We start from the raw sequence: 15,494 nt of genomic DNA, 5'->3' as shown, positions 1-15,494 counted from the left end.
TCATTTCTGGGGTCGTGCGGGTCGTGCGGGTCTTACGTGTGGTGCGGGCCGTGCCTAGCGCTGGTAGCGGTCGAGGATGCGGTTGCCGTCCCCGGCCAGGCGCCTGCGGAGACCGGCGATGCCGATCGCGCCGTTGTAGTACTCCTGGTAGGCGGGAGTGGCGATCTTGTCCTTCCACTCGGCGTAGCCGCGCACCCCGAGGACGGGGGAGGGGCGCAGGGACGCCGCTATGTCGGCGCCGGTCCTCCAGCCGTACGCCGTCGTGGTGAGCGCGGGATCCTTGAGGGCCTCGGTGCTGGTGGGCAACAGCCAGTCACCGCGCGCCAGTTGGACCTGGTGCCGGGCCTGCGTGAGGTACGCGACGAAGGCCGCGGCCGCTTTCTTGTGCCTGCTGTCGGCGGAGACCGAGAGGGTCTGCGGCGCCGTGCCCTGGGCCAGGCCGCCGTCGCCCGCCGGCATCGGCAGCACCGTCCAGTCGAAGCCCTTCGGGGCCTGCTGCTTCACCTGCTGGCGGTAGGAGAAGTTGAGCGGCAGCATCGCGTAGCGGCCCGCGAAGAAGCCGGGCAGGGTGTCCGAGCCCGACATGCCGAGGCCCGAGCTGGGGGCCGTGCGGTCCTGGTTGACCTGGCGGTTGATCAGCTGGGCGATCGCCGAGTCGGGGCCGTCGTAGCGGATCTCGTTCTTGCCGTCCTTGTCCTTGTAGAAGATCCGGCCGTCGGTGGACAGGGACAGGTTCACCGACTGGCTGACCGGCTCCTTCATGGACCAGGCGACGCCGTAGCGGTCGCGGCCGTGGGTGAGACGCTTGGTGACGGCCTCGAACTCGTCCCAGGTCCACGGGCGGTCGGCGGTCGGGACCCGGACGCCGGACTCCTTCAGGAGCTTGGCGTTGGCGATGAGCACGCGCGGTTCCTGGAGGAACGGGACGCCGTAGATCTTGTCGTCGTACGTCGTCGTCGCCCAGGCGGCCTTCGGGATGTCCCGCTTCAGGGACTCCGGGAGGTACGGGGTCAGGTCGGCGAGGTAGCCGCCGTAGCCGAAGTCGGTGAGGTCGGAGGCGTCGTCGTGGAAGATGTCCGGCGCCTCGCCGCCCTCGAAGGAGGTGAGGAGCTGGTCGTGGATGTTGTCCCAGCTGCCCTGGACGTACTTGACCCGGGTCTTCGGGTGGGCCTTGTTCCACTGCGCGACCAGCGCCTTGTTGGCGTCGACCGACTCCTTCTGCCAGGCCAGGCTGAGGAATTCGAGGGTGACCGTGCCGTCGGCGGATTCGGAGTCCGAGCCGCCGCAGCCCGCGACGGCGGTGGTGGCCAGACCCGCGGCGGCCGCGGTGAGGAGGGTGCGCCTGCGCATCAGCCCTTCACCGCCCCGCTGAGCATGCCGCCCACGAGCCGCCGCTGGAGCAGCGCGAAGAAGACGAGGCTGGGGATGGTGGCCAGGACCGAGGCGGCGGCCAGCGGGCCGAGGTCCGCGACGCCCTCGGCACCGAGGAAGCGGGTGAGGATGACCGACATCGTCTGGTTCTCCGGGGACTTGAGGAGCACGAGGGCGAAGAAGAACTCGTTCCAGGCGGTGACGAAGGAGAACATCAGCGTCGCCACCAGGCCGGGCGCGAGGAGCGGCAGGACCACGCTGACGAGCGTGCGCAGCCGGCTGGCGCCGTCCATCGCCGCCGCCTCCTCCAGGGAGGCCGGCACCGACTTGACGTAGCCCTGGAGCATCCACAGGGAGAAGGGCAGGTTCCAGACGACGTACACGATGATCAGGCCGAAGAGGCTGTCGATCATGTGCAGGTTCTTCAGGACCAGGAACAGCGGGATGATCACCAGGACGAACGGGAACATCTGGCTGACCAGGATCCAGGCCGTGCCCGCCTGGCTCACCCGCGTCTTGTAGCGCACCATCACGTACGCCGCCGGGACCGCGATCGCGACCGAGATCAGCGAGGCGCTGACCGCGACGACCAGGCTGTTGAGCGCCGAGCGCAGCAGCGGCTGCGCGTCGAAGGCGGCCCGGTAGTTGTCGAGGCTCGGATGCTTCGGGATCCACGTGGGATCGATCGAGCCCAGTTCCTGCGCGGACTTGAAGGACGTGGAGAGCAGCCAGAGGAAGGGGAAGGCCAGGAAGACCATGTAGCAGAGCAGAGCCAGGTACTGGCCCGTGCGGCCCGTGGTCCGGCGGAGCGTGCGGGAGGTGCTCATGCCGCGTCCTCCTTCAGCTTCTTGCGCAGGAACACGGTGAGCAGCACCGCGATCACCGCGACCATGACCAGGCCCATCGCGGCGGCGTAGCCGAACTGCCCGTACTTGAAGGCCTCTTCGTACGCGAAGAGCATCGGCAGCCGGGTCTTGCCGCCCGGTCCTCCTTGCGTCAGCACGTAGACCAGGCCGAAGGAGTTGAAGTTCCAGATGAAGTTGAGCGCGGTGACGGCCAGGACGACGGGCTTCAGGGCCGGCCAGGTGACCGTGGTGAAGCGGCGCCACAGACCCGCGCCGTCGAGCTGGGCGGCCTCGCGCAGTTCGTGCGGCACGTTCTGCAACCCGGCCAGGAGCACGACCGTCGTCTGCGGCATGCCCGCCCAGACGCCCACGACGATGACCGCGGGCAGGGCGTAGGACAGGTCGGAGAGCCAGTCGACGTTCTCGTGGATGAGCCCGAACTGGGTCAGCGTCTTGTTGAGCACGCCCGCGTCCGAGTGGTAGACGAGCCGCCACATGATGCCGACGACGACCTCGGGCATCGCCCAGGGGACGAGCGCGAGGGTGCGGGCCAGCCAGCGGAACCGCAGGTTCTGGTTGAGCAGCAGCGCCAGCCCGAGGGCCAGCACGAACTGCAGCGCCGTGACGCAGACCGCCCAGGTCAGGCCGATGCGGAACGACTCCCAGAACAGCCCGTCGTGGCGCAGGTCCAGGAAGTTGTCCACGCCGACGAACTGGGTGGGCGCGGTGCGGCCCGCCTGCGAGTCCGTGAACGCGAGCGAGATGCCGTACAGAAGGGGGCCCACGCTGAGTATCAGGATCGGGATCAGCGCGGGGAGCAGCAGGAACCAGGCGCCCCGGTCCAGACCCAGCGCGCGTTTGCGCTGGTCCGGAGTGCGGGGCGGCGGTGTGCCGCGGCTGCCCGGGACGGCGCTGTCCCGGGAGGCGGTGAGACTCATGGTGCGAACCTCGTGACTCTCAACTGTCGGGCGCCGCCCGGCCCGTGGAGGCACGGACGACGAGGCGGGGCGGGGCGGTGGTGGAGCGTGGAGTGGCGGAATCGGCCACCGGCTCGGCGGTGTCGAGACGGTGGAGGAGAAGTTCGGCGGCGCGCCGGCCGCGTTCGGTGGAACCCAGGTCGACGCTGGTCAGCGGCGGCCAGCCCGCCTGCGCGAGCATGCTGTCGTCCATCCCGGCGACGGCGACGTCCTCGGGTATCCGCAGCCCGCGGGCGTGCAGGGCGCGGGCCGCGCCGAGCGCGAGCTGGTCGTTGGCGCAGAAGACCGCGTCGGGGCGGCCCTCCGCGAGCAGCCGGTCGGCGGCCTCGGCGCCCGACTCGATGCCGAAGTCCGTGTGCACGACGAGCTCCGGGTCGTATACGAGTCCGCAGTCGGCCAGCGCCGCCCGGTAGCCCTCGTCGCGGTTGCGGCCGGGGACCGTGTCCGCGGGGCCGTTGACGAAGGCGATCCGGCGGCGGCCCGTGTCGTGCAGATGGCGCACGGCGAGCGCGGCGCCCGCGACGGAGTCGGCACGCACACTGTCCACGGGCACTCCGTCGGGCAGCGAACCTATGACCACGACCGGGCCCGCGGCGGTGCGCAGCGCCTCGATGTGGGCGTCCGTGATGCGGATGGGACAGATGATGAGGCCGTCGCTGGTGCGGTCGCCGAGGCTGCGCAGCACCGCGAGCTCGTCGTCGACGACGGCGTCCGTGGAGTGCAGGAGCAGCCGGTACCCGGCGGCCTTGGCGACGGTCTGGATGGCGCGGACCATCGCCACGTACACCGGGTTGCCGATGTCGGGCATGGCGAAGGTGAGCTGGCGGGTGCGGCCGCCCTTGAGGGAGCGGGCCACCGCGTTCGGCACATAGCCCAGTTCGGCGGCGGCGCGCTCGACCTTGAGGACGGTGTCGCGGCGGGCCCCGACGCCGTTCAGGACGCGGGAGACGGAGGCGATGGAGACGCCGGCGCGCTCCGCGATCGACACGATCGTCGGCTGACCCGTGCTGGTACTCATCGCGCTACCCCCATATGCCTGCGCCGCACGTCGCTTCTGCCAGGTGTGCCCGGGAGTTCCCGGTTCCTGTAAACGTTTCCCGCATCTGGAAACGTTTACAGATGTTGCGGTGATGTTTCCCCCGCGGTCAACGGAACGATCGCGTGATCCATCTCACGGGTGAGTCCCCGACCTCGTTGCGCAGGGCGCAAAAGTGCAGGTAAGTACGGCCTTCCTTGCTAGCGGAGGCGATTTTTCGCGCGTACTTTCGAGCTCGTAGAGAGCAGTGAACGCAGGCGATACAGGGGACGGGGATCAGCGGCATGGCCATCATCGAGACCGAGGCGACGCTCCACGACGCGCACCGGGACAACCACACGCACCGCGATGTGAACGGCGGCTGGCTGCGCCCCGCGGTGTTCGGCGCGATGGACGGCCTGGTCTCCAACTTCGCGCTGATGGCCGGTGTCGCGGGCGGCGCCGTCGCGCAGCAGACGATCATCATCACCGGCCTGTCGGGCCTCGCCGCGGGCGCCTTCTCCATGGCGGCCGGCGAGTACACCTCCGTCGCCTCCCAGCGTGAGCTGGTCGAGGCCGAACTCGACGTCGAGCGGCGCGAGTTGAGGAAGCACCCGGCCGACGAGGAGCGGGAGCTGGCCGAGCTGTACATCTCGCGCGGTGTCGAGCCGGACCTCGCCCGCAAGGTCGCCGAGCAGCTGTCCAAGGACCCCGAGCAGGCCCTGGAGATCCACGCCCGCGAGGAGCTGGGCATCGACCCCGGCGATCTGCCCTCGCCGACGGTGGCCGCGGTCTCCTCCTTCGGGGCGTTCGCGCTGGGCGCCCTGATCCCCGTACTGCCCTATCTGCTCGGTGCGAGCGACCTGTGGCCGGCCGTGGTGCTCGCGCTCGTCGGGCTTTTCGCGTGCGGCGCGGTCGTGGCCAAGGTGACCGCCCGCTCGTGGTGGTTCAGCGGATTGCGGCAGTTGGCCCTGGGCGGCGCCGCGGCGGGTGTGACCTATCTCCTGGGCAGCCTTTTCGGTACGGCGATAGGTTGACGCCCGCCAGGTCACGGCCGGATGATGGCTATACAGGGCCTTGCATAAGTAGTCGTTACTGGACGGTTTCGAGTACTTGACCACGGGGCATGAGCCGTAAGCGCTGTGGGCAATGAGGCCCGCGGCGCACTGTCGGCTCTCTCGGTCATCGATCTGCCCGCCGGGCCGACTCCCGCCGCCACCCGCGGCGTCCGCATGCTGGAACGAAGTATCCACTTCTCGGGAATCGCTCCATCATGTAACCTGCACGAAATTTTGCAGCAGCATGAACTTCGCAGTACTTCAGCAGTACTCAGCAGAGGGCCAACGTCGTCCCTCGGCACTTGCAAATGCCACGACGACGACGGGAGAGCCGATGCGTACGCCGCGCCAGCCGTCCCAGCATTCCACCGGCCAGAACTGGTCGCACATGGATGCTCGCCCTGCGGCCCAGGGCATGTACGACCCGCGCAACGAGCACGACGCCTGCGGCGTCGGCTTCGTGGCCACCCTCACCGGTGAGGCGAGCCACACGCTGGTCGAGCAGGCGCTCACCGTTCTGCGCAACCTGGAGCACCGCGGTGCCACCGGCTCCGAGCCCGACTCGGGCGACGGCGCGGGCATCCTGTCCCAGGTTCCGGACGCCTTCCTGCGCGAGTCGGTCGACTTCGACCTGCCCGAGGCCGGAGCGTACGCCGTAGGTATCGCCTTCCTGCCGGAGACCGACACCGACTCCTTCGTCTCGCAGATCGAGACGATCGCCGCCGAAGAGGGCCTGAACGTCCTCGGCTGGCGCGAGGTCCCGGTCGCCCCGCAGCTGCTCGGCTCCATGGCCCGCTCGACGATGCCCGCCTTCCGTCAGGTGTTCGTCGCGGACGGCTCTTCTGCCGCTGTTCGGGGCATCGCGCTCGACCGCAAGGCCTTCGTCCTGCGCAAGCGCGCCGAGCGCGAGGCCGGTGTCTACTTCCCGTCGCTCTCCGCCCGGACCATCGTCTACAAGGGCATGCTGACCACCGGCCAGCTGGAGCCCTTCTTCCCCGACCTGTCCGACCGCCGCTTCGCATCGGCGATCGCCCTGGTCCACTCGCGCTTCTCGACGAACACCTTCCCGTCGTGGCCGCTCGCGCACCCGTACCGGTTCGTCGCCCACAACGGTGAGATCAACACCGTCAAGGGCAACCGCAACTGGATGCGCGCCCGTGAGTCGCAGCTCGCCTCGGAGCTGTTCGGCTCCTCGCAGGCGACGCTGGACCGGATCTTCCCGATCTGTACGCCGGACGCGTCGGACTCGGCGTCGTTCGACGAGGTCCTGGAGCTGCTGCACCTCGGCGGCCGTTCGCTTCCGCACAGCGTCCTGATGATGATCCCGGAGGCGTGGGAGAACCACGACTCCATGGACCCGGCCCGGCGCGCCTTCTACCAGTACCACTCCACGATGATGGAGCCCTGGGACGGCCCGGCCTGTGTCACCTTCACCGACGGCGTCCAGGTCGGTGCCGTTCTCGACCGCAACGGTCTGCGTCCCGGCCGCTACTGGGTGACCGACGACGGCCTCGTCGTCCTCGGCTCCGAGGTCGGCGTCCTCGACATCGACCCGGCGAAGGTCGTCCGCAAGGGCCGCCTCCAGCCCGGCCGCATGTTCCTCGTGGACACCGCCGAGCACCGCATCATCGAGGACGACGAGATCAAGGCCGGCCTCGCCGCCGAGCAGCCCTACGCGGAGTGGCTGGAGGCCGGCGAGATCGAGCTCTCCGATCTGCCCGAGCGCGAGCACATCGTGCACACGCACGCCTCCGTCACGCGCCGCCAGCAGACCTTCGGCTACACCGAGGAAGAGCTGCGCATCCTCCTCGCGCCGATGGCCAAGGCCGCCGCCGAGCCGATCGGCTCGATGGGCACGGACACCCCGATCGCGGCCCTCTCGTCGCGCCCGCGGCTGCTCTTCGACTACTTCACCCAGCTCTTCGCGCAGGTCACGAACCCGCCGCTGGACGCCATCCGCGAGGAGCTCGTCACCTCGCTGCGCTCCTCCCTCGGCCCGGGCAGCAACCTCCTGGAGCCCACGGCCGCCTCCTGCCGCTCGGTCACCCTGCCCTTCCCGGTGATCGACAACGACGAGCTGGCCAAGCTCATCCACATCAACGCCGACGGCGACATGCCCGGCATGAAGGCCGCGACGCTCTCCGGCCTCTACCGGGTCTCCGGCGGCGGCGACGCGCTGGCCGCCCGCCTCGACGAGATCTGCACCGAGGCCGACGCCGCCCTCGAGGCCGGCGCCCGCCTGATCGTGCTCTCCGACCGGCACTCCGACGCCGAGCACGCGCCGATCCCGTCGCTGCTGCTCACCGCCGCCGTCCACCACCACCTCATCCGCACCAAGCAGCGCACCCAGGTGGGTCTGCTGGTCGAGGCCGGTGACGTCCGCGAGGTCCACCACGTCGCCCTGCTCATCGGCTTCGGCGCCGCGGCGGTCAACCCGTACCTGGCGATGGAGTCGGTCGAGGACCTGGTCCGCGCCGGCACCTTCCTCAACGGCATAGAGGCCGAGCAGGCCATCCGGAACCTGATCTACGCGCTCGGCAAGGGCGTCCTCAAGGTCATGTCCAAGATGGGCATCTCCACCGTCGCCTCCTACCGCGGCGCCCAGGTCTTCGAGGCCGTCGGTCTCGACGAGGCCTTCGTGGAGAAGTACTTCAGCGGCACGACCACCAAGATCGGCGGCGCCGGTCTCGACGTCGTCGCCGGTGAGGTCGCCGCCCGCCACTCCAAGGCGTACCCGGCCTCCGGTATCGCCCCGGCGCACCGCGCCCTGGAGATCGGCGGCGAGTACCAGTGGCGCCGCGAGGGCGAGCCGCACCTGTTCGACCCCGAGACTGTCTTCCGCCTCCAGCACGCGACCCGCTCGCGCCGCTACGACATCTTCAAGAAGTACACGGGCCGGGTGAACGAGCAGTCGGAGCGCCTGATGACGCTGCGCGGCCTGTTCGGCTTCAAGGGCGACGACCGGCAGCCGATCTCCATCGACGAGGTCGAGCCGGCCTCCGAGATCGTCAAGCGGTTCTCGACCGGTGCCATGTCCTACGGCTCCATCTCGCGCGAGGCCCACGAGACCCTCGCCATCGCGATGAACCAGCTGGGCGGCAAGTCCAACACCGGTGAGGGCGGCGAGGACGCCGACCGCCTGTACGACCCGGCGCGCCGCTCGTCGATCAAGCAGGTCGCCTCCGGCCGCTTCGGTGTGACCTCGGAGTACCTGGTCAACGCCGACGACATCCAGATCAAGATGGCCCAGGGCGCCAAGCCCGGCGAGGGCGGCCAGCTGCCCGGCCACAAGGTCTACCCGTGGGTCGCCAAGACGCGTCACTCGACGCCGGGCGTGGGCCTCATCTCCCCGCCGCCGCACCACGACATCTACTCCATCGAGGACCTGGCTCAGCTGATCCACGACCTCAAGAACGCCAACCCGCAGGCCCGCATCCACGTGAAGCTGGTCTCCGAGGTCGGCGTCGGCACGGTCGCCGCGGGTGTCTCCAAGGCGCACGCGGACGTGGTCCTGATCTCCGGCCACGACGGCGGCACCGGCGCCTCGCCGCTGACCTCCCTGAAGCACGCGGGCGGTCCCTGGGAGCTCGGCCTCGCCGAGACCCAGCAGACGCTGCTGCTCAACGGCCTGCGCGACCGCATCGTCGTCCAGACCGACGGCCAGCTGAAGACCGGCCGCGACGTCGTCATCGCCGCGCTGCTCGGCGCCGAGGAGTTCGGTTTCGCGACCGCGCCGCTCGTCGTCTCCGGCTGCGTCATGATGCGCGTCTGCCACCTGGACACCTGCCCGGTCGGCATCGCCACCCAGAACCCGACGCTGCGCGAGCGGTTCTCCGGCAAGGCCGAGTACATCGTCAACTTCTTCGAGTTCATCGCCGAAGAGGTCCGCGAGATCCTCGCCGAGCTGGGCTTCCGCACCATCGAGGAGGCCGTCGGCCACGCCGAACTCCTCGACACCGAGCGGGCCGTGAACCACTGGAAGGCGCAGGGTCTCGACCTGGAGCCGCTCTTCTACGTGCCCGAGCTGCCGGACGGCGCCGTCCGCCACCAGCTGATCACGCAGGACCACGGCCTGGAGAAGGCGCTCGACAACGAGCTGATCAAGCTCGCCGCCGACGCCCTCGCGGCGAACGACCAGACCGACGCCCAGCCGGTGCGCGCCCAGGTCGCCATCCGCAACATCAACCGGACGGTCGGCACCATGCTCGGCCACGAGGTGACGAAGAAGTTCGGCGGCGCGGGCCTGCCCGACGACACCATCGACATCACCTTCACCGGCTCCGCCGGCCAGTCCTTCGGCGCCTTCGTCCCGCGCGGTGTCACGCTGCGCCTGGAGGGCGACGCCAACGACTACGTCGGCAAGGGCCTCTCCGGCGGCCGCATCGTGGTCCGCCCGGACCGCGGCGCCGACCACCTCGCCGAGTACTCGACGATCGCCGGCAACACCATCGCGTACGGCGCGACGGGCGGCGAGCTGTTCCTGCGCGGCCGCACCGGCGAGCGCTTCTGCGTCCGCAACTCGGGTGCCACGGTCGTCTCGGAGGGCGTGGGCGACCACGGCTGCGAGTACATGACCGGCGGCCACGCGGTCGTCCTCGGCGAGACGGGCCGCAACTTCGCGGCCGGCATGTCGGGCGGCATCGCCTACGTCATCGACCTGGACACCGACAACGTGAACGCCGCGAGCGTCTCCGCCGTCGAGGCCCTGGACGACACCGACAAGCAGTGGCTGCACGACGTGGTGCGCCGCCACCAGGAGGAGACCGGGTCCACGGTCGCCGAGAAGCTGCTCGCCGAGTGGCCCGCCACCGTGGAGCGCTTCAGCAAGATCATCCCCAGCACGTACAAGGCAGTGCTCGCCGCCAAGGACGCCGCCGAGCGAGACGGTCTGACGGAGACCGAGATCACCGAGAAGATGATGGAGGCGGCGACCAATGGCTGATCCCAAGGGCTTTCTCAACCACGGGCGCGAGGTCGCCAAGACCCGCCCCGTCGGCGAGCGCGTGCAGGACTGGAACGAGGTCTACGTTCCCGGCTCCCTGCTCCCCATCATCAGCAAGCAGGCCTCGCGCTGCATGGACTGCGGCATCCCGTTCTGCCACAACGGCTGCCCGCTGGGGAACCTGATCCCCGAGTGGAACGACTACGCGTACCGCGAGGACTGGTCGGCCGCGCAGGAGCGCCTGCACGCGACGAACAACTTCCCGGAGTTCACCGGCCGCCTGTGCCCGGCCCCGTGTGAGTCGGCGTGCGTGCTCGGCATCAACCAGCCGGCCGTCACCATCAAGAACGTCGAGGTGTCGATCATCGACCAGGCGTGGGACCGGGGCGACGTCGCCCCGCAGATCCCCGAGCGCCTGTCGGGCAAGACCGTCGCCGTCATCGGCTCGGGCCCGGCGGGTCTCGCCGCCGCCCAGCAGCTGACGCGGGCCGGTCACACGGTCGTCGTCTACGAGCGCGCCGACCGCATCGGCGGCCTGCTCCGCTACGGCATCCCCGAGTTCAAGATGGAGAAGCGCCACATCAACCGCCGCATCGAGCAGATGCGCGCGGAGGGCACCAAGTTCCGTACGGGCGTGGAGATCGGCCGCGACATAGACGCCGCCAAGCTCCGCAAGCGCCACGACGCCGTCGTGATCGCCGCGGGTGCCACGATCTCCCGCGACCTGCCGGTCCCGGGCCGTGAGCTGAACGGCATCCACTTCGCGATGGAGTACCTGCCGCTCTCCAACAAGGTGCAGGAGGGCGACTTCGTGGCGCCCCCGATCACCGCCGAGGGCAAGCACGTCGTCGTCATCGGCGGCGGCGACACCGGCGCCGACTGCGTGGGCACCGCCCACCGTCAGGGCGCCGCCTCGGTCACGCAGCTGGAGATCATGCCGCGCCCGAACGACGACCGGAACCCGGTCTCGCAGCCGTGGCCGACCTTCCCCATGCTCTACAAGGTCACCTCGGCCCACGAGGAGGGCGGCGAGCGGGTCTACTCCGTCTCGACGACCCACTTCGAGGGCGACGAGGACGGCAACGTCCAGTCGCTGCACCTCACCGAGGTCGAGTTCATCGACGGCAAGCTGACCCCGAAGCCGGGCACGGAGCGCACGATCCCCGCCCAGCTGGTCACCCTCGCCATGGGCTTCACCGGCACCGACCAGGAGAACGGCCTCACCTCGCAGTTCGGCCTGGACCTCGACGAGCGCGGCAACATCGCCCGCGACGCCGACTTCCAGACGAACGTGCCGGGCGTGTACGTGGCCGGTGACGCCGGCCGCGGCCAGTCGCTCATCGTGTGGGCCATCGCGGAGGGCCGCTCGGCCGCCCGCGGCGTGGACCGCTTCCTGACTGGCGCCTCGGACCTCCCGGCCCCGATCAAGCCGACGGACCGCGCCCTGATGGTGTGACGCTCCGCCCGGCCTGACCCAAGAACGTCCCGTACAACGGCGTACGGAACAGAGCGCGACGCTCGCCCCACTGTCCCCGACCGGACGACTGGGCGGGCGTCGCGGTGCGTTCGGGCCCCGGGCGACCGGGGCCCGCCCCGCTCAGCTGTGGAAGCTGATGTACCCGTTCCCGTCACGGTCGTTCGACGACTTCGTGTACGCGTGGGTGTCCGCGTGCGCGCCCGACGGCTTGTACAGGTAGATCGTGTCCTTGTCGTTGTTCCACATGAAGTTGCAGTTGTTGCGGTAGACGACGTTCTTCGCGTCCGAGTCCGTGCCCTTGCCGCCGCGCAGCCGGACGTAGTCGCCGGGCTGGAGGGAGTGGCTCTTGGTGAACGTGAACCTGTTGCCGGTCTTGTCCTTGACCACGTACCCCTTGAGGTTCACCGTCGCGGTCCTGGAGTAGTTCTTGATGGTCACGTACTCCTGGGACGTGTTGCCGCCGGAGCAGCGGTTGTCGTCCCTGCCCGGGGCGTCGTACTGCACCCCGCGCACCTTCAGCGCCGAGCTGTACTCGGTCGCGTACGCGGGAGCCGCGGTCAGCAGCGCGACGGCCGCCACCGCGGAGACGGAGAGGGCGGAGGTGGCGGCCAGGGTCGTGCGTATCTGCATGTGTGTTCCTTAACGGGCTTACGTGGAGACGGCGTTGAGCACGATGTGTGCGTGTGCTTCACGGGTTAGACACGCCTTCTTCACGTTTGGTTGCACGAGTGCGCCGCCGAAACCCCCGCCTCACCGCACCCGGTACGTCTCCCCGTACACCTGCCACGTCAGCGGCGTCCTGAGAGAAAGGTTTCCGTCGTACAGGAACTGCCGCTGGGCCGTGTCCACGCGGCTGGTGTCGATGCCCGCCTTCTTCGTCCGCATCGCCTTGCGGCGCAGGTCGAGGAAGATGTCGAGGTACGCCGCCTCCCTGCCGCCCTGCGACGGGGTGTCCGCCTCCTTGAGCGTCGCCTCGCGCAGGCCGTAGAAGCCGGTGGGGCCGGTGCCGGGGCCGTGGAAGACCATCGCGTCGTAGTAGATGAACTGGCCCAGCGTGCCGAGGCCGTCCAGCTTGGCGAGGCGGACCGCGGGGTCGAAGTAGACGCGGTCCCGTTCGCCGTCCTGCGCGTCGCGGAAGGCCCGGTGGGTCGCCTCGTTCTTCCAGGCGGCGGTGAAGCCGGGGTCCAGGCCCTCGTGCGAGTCCGTGCCGTCGACCTCGCGCAGGGCGGGCAGATAGCGCGCGAGGCCGTTGTCCGGATGGGCCTTCGTGTAGCGCTCGACCAGCGTCAGGAGATCGTGGGTGCCGCTGCAGAAGCCGATGATGCCGGCCGTGTAGCCCTGTCCGTCGCCGATGTCCTCTATGTAGCCGTACGCGCTGCGCCAGTCCAGCGTGGAGTTCTCGGCGCTGGCGACGATCTGCTGGGCCAGCTCCTTCTTCGCCGGTGCGGCCAGGCCCGCCGGCAGGCTCGCGATCGTCTTGTCGTCGGCCCGGCGCTCCGCGGCCGACCTGTCCTGCTCGGGGGAGTGCGCGGACGCGGATGCCGAGGGGCGGGCGGAGCCGTCGTCCTCGCCGCCGGGGGACAGGAAGTAGAACGCCGCCGTGGCGGCGGGAGCCACGGCGATGAAGGAGAGGAACAGGCATCCGGCGCGTTTCATGCGGCACACAGTAAAGCCACGACACCTCCACCCCGGAGCGGGGTGGACGGCCGCCGCCCCGGACCACCATTGACTCGACGTCAGCAGAGGGTCAGGCTCGGGCGGAGCCGCCCTTCCCGCACAGAAGGTCACGGAGGTCCTGTGAGCACCGAAGCGTTGGCGCGACTGGGGGAGCTGGGTGAGGAGCTGGGCGCCCGGCCCCCCGCCACCTTCGCCGACCTCGCCGCCGAGCAACTCGCCGTGCTGAGCGACGCGCTGCGCCGCGAACGCGAGAGCCGCGCCGCCGGGTTGAACGAGGCCGCGGAGAAGGCGCTCACGGTGGTGCCCGCGCCGGCCAGGGGGCCCGTCCGCAGGATCCTGTTCCGCCCGGCCACCGGCCCCTCGGCCCGCCGGCCGGACCGCACGTCGGGAGGCGTACGCCCGTGAACGGCTCCGACCGGCTGCAGTGCCGGGCCGAAGTGCTCAAGATCGAGCGGGTGCTCGCCGTCGCCCCGGGCGGGCTCTCCTTCCTCGACGGGCGCTCCGCCGCCGACCTGCGGCGCTTTCGCGAACAGGCCGTCGCCGCGCTCTTCGACCGGGCCCCCGACATGATCGACCGGATCGCCGCCGCCACCAGGCTGGTGCCCGCGTCCGTCTCCGCCGCCATCGCGCAGAAGGCGCTCGGGCCGCGGCTCGCCGGTGCCGTCGCGGGCCGCATGGAACCCGCGCGGGCCGCCGCCGTCATCGACCGGCTCCCGGTCGCCTTCACCGCGGAGGCCTGCGCCCATCTCGACCCGCGCCGCATCCCCGACATCGTCGACCGGCTCGACGAAGACCTCCTCGTACGCATCGCGGTGGCCCTCGCGGGACGCGGCGACCACCTCACGATGGGGCGGTTCGTCGGACACGTACGGGACTCCGCGCTGCTCCGGATCATCCCGCGGGTCGACGACACGGCCGTGCTGCGGACCGGCTTCCTCATCGACCGGCGCGACCGGCTCGGCCAGGTCGTCGAACTGATGGGACAGGACCGGCTGGCCCGGGTCGTCGCGGCGGCCTCCGGCGCCGGGCTGTGGCCCGAGGCGCTGGCCATGGCCGGCATGGTCAACGGCGAACGGCGCATCCAGATCGCCGAACTCACCGCCGACCGGCCCCAGGAGGAGCTGGACTCCCTGGTGTCCACGGTCGCGGCCGAGGGGCTGTGGCAGGCGCTGCTGCCGCTCGTCGCGCTGCTCGACGACGACCGCCTGCGCACCGTCGCCGCACTGCCCGCGCTGCGCGATCCGGCGCTGCTCGCGGACGCGGTGCGGGCCGTGGCGGCGAGCGGACTGTGGGGCGCGCTCCTGCCGCTGGCCGACGCGCTGCCGACCGGGTCCCGCACGGTGATCGCCGCGACGGCGGCCGGGCTGCCGGAGGCCGACCTGACGGCGCTCCTCCTCGACGTGGAGCGGCGGAACCTGTGGGAACTGCTCCTGCCGCTGGTCGAGCTGATGCCCGAGGCCGGCAAGGCCCGCATGTTCGCCCTGCCCGCCTTCCGGCAGGCCGGACCGAGGGCCTGATCAGGCCCGTCGCCGCGGTCCCGTACGCTCGGGTCCCGTGATCGACACCGATGTACGGCACCTGCCCGCCGCCGACCGCACCGCCGTCCCCTGGAAGAACGGGGGCGGTGTCACCCGCGAGATCCTCTGCCACCCGCACGGCGCGGACACGGCGGACTTCGGCTGGCGGGTGAGCCTCGCGGAGGTCGCGGCCGACGGCCCGTTCTCCGCGTTCCCCGGCGTCGACCGCACCCTCACCATGGCCGACGGCGACGGCATGGAACTGACCGTCGGCGGCGAGCCCGTCCTCGTCGACAGCCCGTACGTGCCACGGGACCTGCCCGGCGACGTCCCCACCGACTGCCGGCTGCTCGGCGCCGGGAACATCGTCAACCTCAACGTCATGTGGCGGCGCGACGCCCTGACCACGGCCCCGTCCGTCGCCGTCGTGCGCGGCCGCCTCGACATCGGCCTCGCACCGGCCCTCGTCGTGGCGCTCGGCGACGAGGGCGCCGAGGTCGCGGGCCGGGTGCTCGGCCGGTACGACGCGGCGCTCGTCACAGGGGCCGCCCGACTCGGCGCCACGGGGCCCACCGCCGTCGTCACCCTCCCGGCCACCCGGAGCTGAGGCCCGGC

General features: G+C 70.6%; 12 protein-coding genes. 6 read left to right on the top strand and 6 right to left on the bottom strand.

Annotated elements, in window-relative coordinates:
- Positions 1 to 54: 54 nt before the first annotated feature.
- The 4 genes from K377_RS04040 to K377_RS04025 are packed head-to-tail and all read right to left on the bottom strand — an operon-like array spanning position 55 to position 4,211.
- The gene (locus K377_RS04040) at positions 55 to 1,350 is read right to left on the bottom strand and encodes an ABC transporter substrate-binding protein (RefSeq protein WP_111661733.1); all 1,296 of its coding nucleotides are present in this window, start codon (positions 1,348 to 1,350) and stop codon (positions 55 to 57) included.
- The gene (locus tag K377_RS04035; protein WP_111661732.1) at positions 1,350 to 2,198 is read right to left on the bottom strand and encodes a carbohydrate ABC transporter permease; all 849 of its coding nucleotides are present in this window, start codon (positions 2,196 to 2,198) and stop codon (positions 1,350 to 1,352) included. The genes K377_RS04040 and K377_RS04035 overlap by 1 nt, the downstream gene beginning before the upstream one ends.
- Entirely contained in the window at positions 2,195 to 3,154 is a 960-nt protein-coding gene (locus K377_RS04030) for a carbohydrate ABC transporter permease (protein ID WP_111661731.1), read from the bottom strand. Before K377_RS04030 ends, K377_RS04035 begins: the two co-directional genes overlap by 4 nt.
- Positions 3,155 to 3,173: 19 nt before the next feature.
- A complete protein-coding gene (locus tag K377_RS04025; protein WP_111661730.1) occupies positions 3,174 to 4,211 on the bottom strand; it encodes a LacI family DNA-binding transcriptional regulator in 1,038 nt (345 codons plus the stop codon).
- A 302-nt stretch (positions 4,212 to 4,513) separates the two neighbouring features.
- Here K377_RS04025 and K377_RS04020 point away from each other — a divergent pair, with 302 nt between their 5' ends.
- The 3 genes from K377_RS04020 (at position 4,514) to K377_RS04010 (ending at position 11,664) form a co-directional block, all read left to right on the top strand.
- Positions 4,514 to 5,245: a VIT1/CCC1 transporter family protein gene (locus K377_RS04020; RefSeq protein ID WP_111661729.1), complete on the top strand. Its 732-nt coding sequence runs from the start codon at positions 4,514 to 4,516 to the stop codon at positions 5,243 to 5,245.
- Positions 5,246 to 5,600: 355 nt separating this feature from the next.
- The gene (gene gltB, locus K377_RS04015; protein ID WP_111661728.1) at positions 5,601 to 10,208 is read left to right on the top strand and encodes a glutamate synthase large subunit; all 4,608 of its coding nucleotides are present in this window, start codon (positions 5,601 to 5,603) and stop codon (positions 10,206 to 10,208) included.
- Positions 10,201 to 11,664, top strand: a complete 1,464-nt coding sequence (locus K377_RS04010; protein WP_111661727.1) for a glutamate synthase subunit beta — start codon at positions 10,201 to 10,203, stop codon at positions 11,662 to 11,664. Before gltB ends, K377_RS04010 begins: the two co-directional genes overlap by 8 nt.
- A 141-nt stretch (positions 11,665 to 11,805) precedes the next feature.
- On the opposite strand, the gene K377_RS04005 is transcribed toward K377_RS04010, so the two are convergent.
- Positions 11,806 to 12,315: a lamin tail domain-containing protein gene (locus K377_RS04005; RefSeq protein ID WP_111661726.1), complete on the bottom strand. Its 510-nt coding sequence runs from the start codon at positions 12,313 to 12,315 to the stop codon at positions 11,806 to 11,808.
- 120 nt (positions 12,316 to 12,435) lie between these two features.
- On the bottom strand, positions 12,436 to 13,341 hold the full coding sequence (locus tag K377_RS04000; protein ID WP_111661725.1) for a chitosanase: 906 nt from the start codon (positions 13,339 to 13,341) through the stop codon (positions 12,436 to 12,438).
- 141 nt (positions 13,342 to 13,482) lie between these two features.
- Here K377_RS04000 and K377_RS03995 point away from each other — a divergent pair, with 141 nt between their 5' ends.
- The 3 genes from K377_RS03995 to K377_RS03985 are packed head-to-tail and all read left to right on the top strand — an operon-like array spanning position 13,483 to position 15,486.
- The gene (locus K377_RS03995; RefSeq protein WP_111661724.1) at positions 13,483 to 13,767 is read left to right on the top strand and encodes a hypothetical protein; all 285 of its coding nucleotides are present in this window, start codon (positions 13,483 to 13,485) and stop codon (positions 13,765 to 13,767) included.
- Positions 13,764 to 14,879, top strand: a complete 1,116-nt coding sequence (locus tag K377_RS03990) for a hypothetical protein (protein WP_111661723.1) — start codon at positions 13,764 to 13,766, stop codon at positions 14,877 to 14,879. Before K377_RS03995 ends, K377_RS03990 begins: the two co-directional genes overlap by 4 nt.
- A 37-nt stretch (positions 14,880 to 14,916) precedes the next feature.
- Positions 14,917 to 15,486 (top strand): HutD family protein, encoded by a 570-nt coding sequence (locus tag K377_RS03985; protein WP_111661722.1) that lies wholly within the window; start codon positions 14,917 to 14,919, stop codon positions 15,484 to 15,486.
- Positions 15,487 to 15,494 lie beyond the last annotated feature (8 nt).

The sequence above is a fragment of the Streptomyces sp. PsTaAH-137 genome (assembly GCF_003259365.1).
Classification (GTDB): Bacteria; Actinomycetota; Actinomycetes; order Streptomycetales; family Streptomycetaceae; genus Streptomyces.
Note: the sequence above shows the minus strand (reverse complement) of the source record. Positions and strands in the feature narration are given on the sequence as shown.

Coding starts and splice junctions, on each gene's coding strand:
- K377_RS04040 (WP_111661733.1), bottom strand. CDS start 1,350: ATGCGCAGGCGCACCCTCCTCACCGCGGCCGCCGCGGGTCTGGCCACC.
- K377_RS04035 (WP_111661732.1), bottom strand. CDS start 2,198: ATGAGCACCTCCCGCACGCTCCGCCGGACCACGGGCCGCACGGGCCAG.
- K377_RS04030 (WP_111661731.1), bottom strand. CDS start 3,154: ATGAGTCTCACCGCCTCCCGGGACAGCGCCGTCCCGGGCAGCCGCGGC.
- K377_RS04025 (WP_111661730.1), bottom strand. CDS start 4,211: ATGAGTACCAGCACGGGTCAGCCGACGATCGTGTCGATCGCGGAGCGC.
- K377_RS04020 (WP_111661729.1), top strand. CDS start 4,514: ATGGCCATCATCGAGACCGAGGCGACGCTCCACGACGCGCACCGGGAC.
- gltB (WP_111661728.1), top strand. CDS start 5,601: ATGCGTACGCCGCGCCAGCCGTCCCAGCATTCCACCGGCCAGAACTGG.
- K377_RS04010 (WP_111661727.1), top strand. CDS start 10,201: ATGGCTGATCCCAAGGGCTTTCTCAACCACGGGCGCGAGGTCGCCAAG.
- K377_RS04005 (WP_111661726.1), bottom strand. CDS start 12,315: ATGCAGATACGCACGACCCTGGCCGCCACCTCCGCCCTCTCCGTCTCC.
- K377_RS04000 (WP_111661725.1), bottom strand. CDS start 13,341: ATGAAACGCGCCGGATGCCTGTTCCTCTCCTTCATCGCCGTGGCTCCC.